At 40.9% G+C, this 10,335-nt stretch carries 7 protein-coding genes; 5 read left to right on the top strand and 2 right to left on the bottom strand.

Features of this window, described 5'->3' with window-relative positions:
- Positions 1–1,314 precede the first annotated feature (1,314 nt).
- Positions 1,315–2,187, top strand: coding sequence for a substrate-binding periplasmic protein (locus H524_RS0111015; RefSeq protein WP_027940254.1), 873 nt, complete (start codon positions 1,315–1,317; stop codon positions 2,185–2,187).
- Between the two features lie 1,664 nt (positions 2,188–3,851).
- Positions 3,852–4,778, top strand: a complete 927-nt coding sequence (locus H524_RS0111010; RefSeq protein WP_027940253.1) for a substrate-binding periplasmic protein — start codon at positions 3,852–3,854, stop codon at positions 4,776–4,778.
- A 615-nt stretch (positions 4,779–5,393) separates the two neighbouring features.
- Here H524_RS0111010 and H524_RS17895 read toward each other — a convergent pair.
- Entirely contained in the window at positions 5,394–5,528 is a 135-nt protein-coding gene (locus tag H524_RS17895; protein ID WP_281171317.1) for a hypothetical protein, read from the bottom strand.
- A gap of 398 nt (positions 5,529–5,926) precedes the next feature.
- Between H524_RS17895 and H524_RS15555 the strand changes: the two genes are divergently transcribed.
- From H524_RS15555 to H524_RS16775, 3 genes are all read left to right on the top strand, one after another.
- Positions 5,927–7,507 carry an ABC transporter permease gene (locus H524_RS15555; RefSeq protein ID WP_052339070.1) on the top strand — a complete coding sequence of 527 codons (1,581 nt, stop codon included), beginning with the start codon at positions 5,927–5,929 and terminating at the stop codon, positions 7,505–7,507.
- Between the two features lie 224 nt (positions 7,508–7,731).
- On the top strand, positions 7,732–7,938 hold the full coding sequence (locus H524_RS17640) for a hypothetical protein (RefSeq protein ID WP_027940252.1): 207 nt from the start codon (positions 7,732–7,734) through the stop codon (positions 7,936–7,938).
- A gap of 369 nt (positions 7,939–8,307) precedes the next feature.
- Positions 8,308–9,513 (top strand): hypothetical protein, encoded by a 1,206-nt coding sequence (locus tag H524_RS16775; RefSeq protein WP_052339069.1) that lies wholly within the window; start codon positions 8,308–8,310, stop codon positions 9,511–9,513.
- A 221-nt stretch (positions 9,514–9,734) separates the two neighbouring features.
- Here the strand turns inward: H524_RS16775 and H524_RS17460 are convergent.
- Positions 9,735–10,335: hypothetical protein (locus tag H524_RS17460; protein ID WP_044122132.1), on the bottom strand; the 601-nt coding region annotated here is incomplete at its 5' end.

Below are 10,335 nucleotides of genomic sequence, written 5' to 3'. Positions count from 1 at the left end.
TATCATTGGTCCAATAGACCACATACTTGTTTTCAGTAATAGAAGCCCATTCTGGTACTTCCATTACTGGGAAATTCTTTAAAATAGCCATCTCAGTTAACCTCAAAAATACTGATCCTAGTGGATCAGTATATTTTACATTATACTGAGAACTATTTCAACAATTATTTCAAGAAATTAGATCTAAAATCCTTTATTTATGCTGTAATTTGATATTTATATTAAGTCGGATGTAAAATATAGTAAGATACTGATCCAAAAGACTGAGAATTAGCGTGTATAGTCAAGAGGGATTTTGTTCAAAGCAGCGTTGCAGTGAAAGACGCATATATATGCGTAACTTTGTGTAAAATTTAACATAAAAATACACGATATTGACCTGCGCAATCAAATGTGATTATGATCACACAATAAGTTTTTGCAAAATTTGCAGTATTTTTACCTAATCTAATTTGCATAAAAGTGAGAGATTGATAAATTTACTGTCATACAAGATCCTAGAATTTACGGGGATCATAGCGATCGCTAGTTACAACATTAAAAATTCTTTTCAATTTTTTTAAAATCAGGCAAAGAACATATTACGATTTATCCATCAGGTCACAAAACGTAATGAAATGTATGGAACTGACTTAACAAACAGCACTTGTATCAAGTTTTACAAAGGTAAGATTTTTGCCAATTTCTCCTTACGTAGGAGCAAATGAGAGCAGCTTACCTCCCATTTAAAGAACCGTTGTTCTTTTAAAACACTCAAAAACGTGACGCGAGTCAATGTTAAGAATAGGGCCTTAATAAAGCTCTCCAAGCACATTAAGCATGCAAGGTTAATAAGTTTGGAGAGAGGCATTTTCAGAGCGTGATGACCACTACGTCGATAAGACGTTAGGACGCATTAAAGATAAAAAGTCAGACGATCTCACACTGAGGCAGTACGCAACAACTGCTATGTGGATAACACTGTAAGAGTGCAAAATAACTTGGTAATTGCTTTGTTGAAAAAATAGTGATCATCTAGTTGTAGCAGCATCGACTGACAGCGTATGCAAGTGCAGTATGGCTTTGCGAATTTTTGATACTTCTATACTTGTATACAAGTATGTTAAAGATTGCATATATGCCATTGAATTACTGTTGTAAAACTGTCATAATGCGTTCCGTCCGCGAATATAAGCGCTTTAGCTTATGGGCTAGTCGCAGACAATCAAACAAACAAACAAAACAAACATTTAACAGAGTAAGTTTTAGTAAGTAGGGGAACAGACACTGCAAGCTGTCTTGCCCTACAAGTATGTTTTTAACAAGGAGTCGTAGATGATCTTTAAGTCAGTTGCTAAGGTTTGCACCATGCTTGGCTTAGTAGCAAGCGTTTCATTTATGAGCGTTTCCCAAGCACAAGATCTGCCTTTGCAGGGCGTAAAGTTAGATGTTGGTGTAGCTCCAACCGCACCTTTTGTTATTGTAGGTGCTTCTTCACAAGAGATTACTGGCATTGACCTTGACATCATCAAGGAGCTGCAGCGTCGTACTGGCTTTGAGCTTGCCAATGACCGTATGCATTTAGCTAACTTCTCTGACATTATGGAGATGGCTGCATCAGGTAAGTTAGACATCGCAACTGGCGCTTTTAGCTTAACTCAAGAGCGTGCAAAGATCTTCCATCAGTCAGTTCCAACCTTCCGTTCACACACCGTATTAGTAACCAATGGCTCTAAGGGCATTAAGACCATTAACGATATGTCCGGTCGTACCATGGCTAATATTGCTGGTGCTAAGTTCCCTGTACAATTCGATCCAAATGTTGAGCGCAACATGAAGATTAAAAATGAGCACTCTGTATTCATGACTTTCTACGCTGTGTACAAGGGTGATGCTGACGCAATGCTCATTGATGCTCCATTGGCTCACGACGCTATGAACACTTGGGCTAAGGGCCGTCTGCAGATCGCTGATGACATCGAAGGCACCGAAACCGATATCGGCATGATGTTCAAAAAGGATTCTAAGTACTCTTACATCCTCAATGAGTATTTAGATCAGATGCGTGCAGATGGTACTGTAGAGAAGATCATTCACAAGTACCTCCCAGGCTACAAGCTCCCACCTGAGTTACAGCCTTACAACGTACGTTTAAGCCGTGCTACTGGCGCTAACGCTACTGCAGTTGCTATCAACACTAAGCAATAGTTGACAGAGCAATAAGCTAAGCCTTTTCCTTGCAGGCTCAAGCTAGAAAAATACATACTACTAAAAACGAGGGATGCCTTAGAGGCAAAAGCCCACTCTTTTGCCAAGGCCGCAAGCTGCGCCGGGCATTCCCTCGTGAAATCATCTAAATCCCTCCAATCGCATTTTAAAACGCACTCGCATCTCAACCTAGCCACTCTCATCTTGGCCAAGCCACTCACGCCCGATAGTCCCATCTATCCAGTCCTGCCAAAAGCATTAAGCTCCAGATCGTCCCTCTATCCAATCTATGGCGCTCAGCCGCAGATGACTCATCAATACAATCTAGGCAGTTAAGCCACACATGACTCATCTATATAATCCTGCTTAAGGCAGTTAAGCTCACATGACTTAGCTATACAAATAGACGTTAAGGCCCTGATAGTTTAGGCAAATTAGCTCAGAACAAGGTGGTTGCAGCATAGCAAATTCTCGCAAGCAACAAGCTCTCTTATGCATCACGCTGCTAATTGTCTAAGCTGAGGTGTTGCATATTGCCACATCTCAAGCAGAATCATAATCAAACTTGTAATCAAACTCATCCCATGGATCTATGGATAAGACTAGTTTTCTGGCTGCAGGCTAGACCGTGCAAGCCAAAGTGAGTAGTTAGATAGGAGAATGTAGGGCGAAACTGCACTTAAAGCCTATATTTATACGCTTTGTGTGGTAGATGATAGGGGCATTTATGCATGATTTCGGGGGGAGCGTGTGCATTTTTTGCTCAACAGCACTCATGTAAAACATAATGAGTGCTTGCTTTAAGAAATTGTTGCCTGTGTTTAGTAACGGTTAGCAGCGGCATTTATGGGCGATTTTGTTTAGAGCTCTTGGTCGAAAGCTAGATACTTAACGCGATGCGTCTTGTATCTAGTAAAAGTGTAAGTATCTTGTATACAAGTATGTTAATTATAGTTTGTAAAATTATGGTTGACGTGCCCTTGCAGCATGTTGTATGTTGCAACAAAGCGCGAATTTATAAGCTTTTGCTAGCTTGATGAAGCTCACAATTCGCACACGTAGTTTATAGTTCACACTCAGTTTTCATTTGCTTTTGGTAGCCCTTAAGCTAAGTAGTTTTGCTATAGCAAATGATTCACATGCTTATTAACATTAGATAATTCATCTACACCCATAGTCCAAGCTTTTCATGGAAAAGCTCATAACTGAACTGACGAAATCAGTCAAAACCTTAGTACTACAGCTCATATGACGCTTAGTACAGATACACACTAACTTTCGACATAATAAGCTCCTACCCCTTGAGCTTGTATAGTTTTCAATGCATAAGATCACCACAGCTAACGTAATGCCCACTTAAGCAACACCCTTGAGATGCTTTTTATTCGTGGTGCTTAGGCCTTAGCGATATATTTGAGCCCTTTGCTTGAAAATTTGGCAGAACTAATAGTTCTAGAGTTTGTCCTGCCTTGAGTTGAAAAGGTATGAGGTTTTAGTGAACGTCATGTATATGAGTAAAGCACAACCTGCGCACCTGAGAGACACACGCGGACATGATGAAGAAACATGCTGATGAGCCCATTGTGTTCATTTGTACGCAATCGCAACTATCCATGGCAACACCGTGGAAGATAACGTACAGATCAAAACATTAGGATTATTAGATGTTCTCAAAATTTTTTGCCAAAGTAACAGTCCTAGCAGGACTTGTGGCCGCATTTTTCTTTAGCACTGTATCTCAGGCAGCTGTTCAACAATTACCACTAAAAGGCGCGAAGATCAGCGTAGCAGTGCATCCTTATCCACCATTTGTACAGGTTATAGACTCGCTTGAGACCCTCTCTGGTATCGATGTGGATATTATTCGTGAGTTGCAGCGCCGCACCGGTTTTGAGTACGACGACGATCGTATTCACTTAACCAACTTATCCATTCTTTTAGATCTTGGTCAAAAGGGTCATTTTGACATTATTGCCGGTGGTCTCACCATCAATGGTAAGCGTGGCAATTTATTCAATCAGTCCGTGCCATTATTTCGTTCCAACACCGTATTAGTGACTAACACTACTGCTAACGTAAAGTCAGTTAATGACATGGGTGGTAAGGTGCTAGCTAATACCGTAGGTTCTGCATTATCTAGCGTCTTTCCTAAAGATGTGGCCCAACAGATCCGTGTGCATCAAGAACACTCAGTGTTCTTAACCTTCTATGCAGTTTACAAAGGCACTGCTGATGCGTTGCTCATCGACGGCCCAATGGCTGATGATGTTATCAACTCATGGGGCAAAGGCCGTCTCAAGATTGCTCAAGATATTGCCGGTTCTGATAGCTACCTAGGTCTGATGTTTAAGAAAAATTCACCATATTCCGTAGCCTTCAACCGAGCTTTAGTTGAGATGCGTAATGACGGCACTATTGAGCGCATCGTGCAAAAGTATCTACCAAACTATAAGATGCCGCCAGAGCTCATCGATAAAGGCCCAGGCTTCTCAAACGAGTTCAATGTCCCTGCTACAGAAGATCGCAAGGATCGCGTTAAGCCATCCGACCCAACTAAAGAGCTTGTCGATCCCTTAGTCGCTCAAAGCTAAACGCAAAATGCTGACGCCCGCATCTAAGGACTAATGCTCATGCCCGCAGCTAAACGCAAAAGGCTGACGCGCTGAGCTAAAGACAAGAACTGCAAAGATTAGCAGCCATGCTTGTGCAGCAACTATTCGCACTAAGCGCCACCATGCTTAGTCTATCTGCAGCCGCCACGCTCTTTAGCCTGAGAACATATAGATCTGATGCCTCCAGAGCATATTTGCAAATGAGGTGTTAGATCGTTCTCAAGCTGGCCTCTCGAGGCTGATTTAGCTTCATCTTGAGCTGTACTCTATACTATGGCGGCCATGCAGGCAGGCATGCAAGCCTACATAATCTCATCAATCCCAAAAGATCACAGCTTACGCGCGTTGTGCAGCCATTTGTTGGTACTGCCTTGCTATTCATCATAAGCCTTATCCAAAAGATCAGATTCTCTTAATGACCTAAGCGTCATGACGGCAGCTCGCTAAATGTACGGCTTGAGTTAGTGTTTTGGCGATGCTAGATGGGACTGGCATTGGAGTAAGCAAAAATCAGGGAATGCATCACTAGTCTCATGCATTAAGGTCAGATGCCGACGCCGTATAACTTTGTGAAGGTGGTATTGGCTGTCTACACTACGCCCGTCTAGTGTAGACAGCCTTTAACACCTTTAATTGTGAGCCTAATTCCTTTTCATCGCTCTGTGCTTTCTTATAGCTATTAATAGTCTTTTTGACGTTAGAAAGCATGTTCTTGTCTTTAGTATCCAAGGTGTTTCCTCGTAGTCTTATTTCAGTATGGGAAAAATTAGATAAATCCTATCAATTTTATCAAATTTCATTGAAAAATTCTCAAAAATAGATCATAGATCACAGACATTTTTAAATTTGTTCTATAGGGAAAGTATGTAGTAAATTGTTCTCCAAAATCAGGAAATTTTATTGCTTACTAGATGCAAAAATGATAAAATTTTATCATCAATCAATCTTATGATTGTGCGTTGGTTTTGTTCCACTCGTTCTCATCTCTTTTCGAATAGTGGCTCTTTGCTAGTTTCTAAGCTTGTTAGGGCTGACACAACTAATTAAAATTAACTTGGGCTCTTTAGTAAAAATAAGGCTTTTACTAATGCGTGCTATTTTGTTTTTTCATTAGGATGTGTCGATCTATGTCCAACTTCGTCGCTTCTCTTAATAATTTTGAACCTTCCTACAGTAGTAACAATGCATATGAGACTTTGTTTGAGCAATACGAAAAAGTCATTATGCAAAGCCTATTTACGTCTTTTGGTTTAGATTTTATCGTTCAAGATCAGCATGGTGGTGATGTTGATACTATCCACAATGTGCGTGCCATGGAGCACGATAAAGACTTAACTTATAAGGATAAGGCTCACCAAGAGGCTTATGATAATCGTGGGGCTTATGACTCTAAGGAATACCATTCTCATGAGGGCTATATAGCCAAAAATAGAGAGGTATCCCGTCAGAAAAAAGAGGGCTCTTTGTATGATGCTTATACAGGAGAACACATAGCCGCCAATGCTCGAACTGATTTAGACCATATTGTCTCAGCCAAAGAGATTCATGATGATAGAGCTAGGGTGCTATCTGGCTTAAATGGTGCAGATTTAGCTAATAATCCAGATAATCTTGCTGCTACTAATCCTCATACTAATCGCTCTAAAAAAGCTCAAACTATGGATGAGTACTTAGACAAGAAAGGCTATGAGTACACTAGTGAGCAACAAGAAAGAATGCGCTCCTTAGATAAAAAGTCACGTCAGAGCATGGATCGCAAAATTTCCTATGAGTACTACACCTCACCTGATTTTTTTAGAAGTAGCGCTATGGCAGCAACCAAAGTTGGTTTTGCTATGGGCTTGCGTCAAGTACTGGGTTTAGTCTGCTCTGAAATTTGGTTCTCTATTCGTGCTGAGTTTAAGTACGCCTCAGGCTCGAATGAATCAATGCTTCATAAGGTGATCACAGGCTTTAAAAATGGCTTGGCGAACGCAAAAGAGCGCTATAAGGAGCTGTGGCAAAAGTTTATTGAGGGCTCGATTTCAGGTGCTTTAAGCTCAATTACTACCACTATTTGCAACATGTTCTTTACTACAGCTAAGAATATTGTTCGTGTCATTCGTCAAATTTGGTCTTCTTTAGTAGAGGCAGCTAAGGTTTTATTCTTTAACCCTGACCGCTTACCTATAGGCGAGCGTTTTAGAGCTGTGGCTAAGATTTTAGCAACAGGTGCCAGCGTGGTAGTAGGAACAGCCGTGAGCGAGGCTGTAAAAGCCACCTCTATTGGAGCCATTCCTATTATTGGCCAAGTGCTGTGCGATTTCTTGGGCGCACTGGTTACTGGCATTATGGCTTGTACTTTACTTTATGTACTGGATAAGTGTGAGTTTATTAATAAGCTCATTTATTTGCTCAATCAGCTATCCCCATATTCTGATGTTGCTGCTTATTACCGCCACTTAAGTGCCTTAATGGATGAGTATTGTGCCAAGGTCATGGACATAGATTTAGCTCTCTTTAAGCAACAGACTGATAGGTTTAACCAAGCCTTAATGGTCTTTGAGAACAATGTTAATGTGTCAGATCAAGTCTTGCTCAATAGCCAATTAAAAGCCATCTACCAACAGCTGTCTTTAGAAATGCCATATGACACCAGTAATGGTAAAACCTTAAAAGACAATTTAAAAAATCCAAACTTTGTACTGAAGTTTAAGAAGAAAAGCTAATGTTCTATTGTGATCAGTGCGGAGAGTGCTGCCGCCATGTCCAAAAAGCTGAGCCTTATCGTGATTTAGATAGAGGCGATGGCGTTTGCAAATACTTGCAGGATAATAAATGATCTATCTATGCTAATCGCCCTTTAATTTGTCGTGTTGATGAGTGCTACGAGCGCTTCTTTAAAGAGCAATACACTAAAGAGCAATATTACCATTACAACCACTTATCGTGCTTGAAACTTAAGCTGGTACAAGGTCTGCCTATTAATGAGTTTGTTGAGCAAACTAAGATTACCTTTGCAGAATTAGATGAACTTGCCAATAATGTGCCTGACTCCAACACCTTAAAGCAAATTGTTAAAGAAGATGAGGCGCAGGCTAAAAAGAGCGGAACTCCAAGCTCCACTCAAGGAGGCCTTTCCAGTCCACCGCAAGTTTGAACTATAAGCGCCAATGAAGGCGAAAATCTAGTTAAAAGGCCAAGCGTTATGCAAGGTGACAGCTTTAGCGTCAGCAAGTGCCTCTAATGTTTTAGATACTTACTTCTGAGTAATATAAGGAGAAATAATTATGATGGTAATACTTGATATGGTAGTGTTCTTCATTTTTCTGTATTTAATTTATAAGGTTGTTTTCAAGATTGTTCCTGTTGGTTTAAGAAGGTTTTTAATGAATTTTGCCATTCGCCGTATCATTATGATGGCCATTTTTAAGGGGGCTTAGGTAAAAAGAGTTTAATTACTTTGCCAAGGTGCCATTAAAAGCTGCCTTAGCCTGAGTTTAGTTAGTTTTCACAAAAAGGATTGATTATGTTTGGATCTATTTTTGGCGTAAAAACAGCTCATGATCGCATCAATATTGCCCAAGAGCGCCATGAGCGTAATCAGCGCTACTTAGAGGATTGCTCTAATAAGTGTTGCGTAATTTTGGATAAGCTGGGCGTTAATGAGCTGACAATCTTATCTGAATTTAAGAATTTTGCTGATACCTTTGAGCAAATCCATAATCGACCTGAGTTCGATACCATTGAAGTTAATAAGGTTAAGATCCCAAGTTTCAAGGTACAAGAGTTAAAGCATGTCTCTTTAGGCGCTACAACCTTAGTATCAGGATTAAGTTCTGCTGTAGCTGGTGTTGCTGCTGGTATGGCTGTTTCTGGCGCTACCACAGCCGCAGTAGCAACTTTTGGTGTTGCCTCAACTGGTGTGGCCATTAAGAGCCTCTCAGGCGCTGCTTTGACTAATGCCACCTTAGCCTACTTAGGTGGTGGTTCTTTGGCAGCTGGTGGTGGCGGCATGGCCCTTGGAGCTACCGTGCTTGGCGCTTCTAGTTTAGGTGTTGCTCTTATCATTGGTGCAGTAGTCTTTAGCATTATGGGCGCTAAAGCTCAACAAAATGCTGATGAGGTAGTAGATCAAGTTTTATCCATGGAAAAAAAGATTGGTGAAACTGCCAATTACCTCAAGGAGCTGACTGAAACAGCCGAAACTTTCAACCAAACCTTAGTCACCTTAACTGACCTTTACCACCAACAATTTAAGCTCTTTAAGGAGCTCGTAGATCGCAATAATCAGTGGGATACTTACACTGAGCAAGAAATGCTGTTAGTGGAAAACATGGTGTTAATCGTAGGTGTCATTTTCGCTATGTGTAATGTTCAGCTGGTACTCAAGTCAGAGTCTAGCAAGAGCAAGCAAGAGGGCTATGATCTCAACACTATTAACAAGCAAGAGGCTCAAGCAGCAGAGCAACAAGGCAAAGAAGTATTAGCTAAGTTTGATAGTGAGGTTGATGCTGTTGCTTGCCAACAAGATGAACGTACTAGCAAGCCATTAAGTGATATTGAGCAGTGGCAAAAACTCTTAGGTGAGTACATTAATCTCAATAGCAGAGCAGATTATGAACGTCATATTGAAAAATGTAGAGAGCTACTTAGTAGAACTAAAGAGCCTCTCATAAAAGAAACCATGCCCGATCATATTAAGAGCTGCAAAGACATTATGCGCTTATACTAACTTTGATCGGCACCACTTCACAAAGACCAGTGCTTAGCGAGATTAAACACTGGTTTACCAAATTTTGCAATTTAGCGCACAATCCTGCACAAAACTACAGGGCAATTAATATAAAAGTTTAGCAAATCTTGGAACTAAATCAATTTAGGCTGATGTCCTCAGCGATAAGAAGCACCAGCCTAAAGTTTAATACCTTGTCATTGATTCATGTCCAGCTATGCTCAACTGAGCATAAAGGTTTTTCTGTTTTTAGCTCCTTTTGGTCGCCCAGCTTTCTTCTTTGGAAGACGTGACAAGTCAGGCATCGGGCCAACAAAACTGTTCTCGAATGCAAGATTGCTTTTGTTTCGACTACCGCGTGGACGTCCACGACCTCTCTTTTCTGCAGCTTTAATACCATTAGATTGAGCATTCATAGCCTCTTTAAAAATAGTGCTCTTATTCTTACTGCCCTTTGGTCTACCTGGGCCACGTTTAGGAGGCATCGGACCAATAAAGGCAGCATCAAATTTGGCTTTCTCAATACTCTTGAGTCCTTTTGGCCGGCCAGGTCTTTTATTGCTAAGGAGAGGGCCTACAAATGACTTGGATACCTCATATTTTGAGTTGGCACGTTGTGTATCAGAAGACTTAACGTTATAAATCTTTGGTAGCTTAGGCCCTGATAAAGACAGGGTGTTGTGAGGGTCATCTACTATGCCAAGCTGCACAAGAAGCGCCATAGAGCGGTTTCTTGCTGGCAAGTTCCAGTAGCCATCATCTACTGCTCCTCGTCTAGGCGCATCAACTCTTCTATCGATATCACGTAGATCCTCTAGTCTA

The sequence above is a fragment of the Anaerobiospirillum succiniciproducens DSM 6400 genome, assembly GCF_000482845.1.
Classification (GTDB): Bacteria; Pseudomonadota; Gammaproteobacteria; order Enterobacterales; family Succinivibrionaceae; genus Anaerobiospirillum; species Anaerobiospirillum succiniciproducens.
The sequence above is the reverse complement of the archived record's forward strand: the minus strand, read 5'-3'. Positions and strand labels throughout refer to the sequence as shown.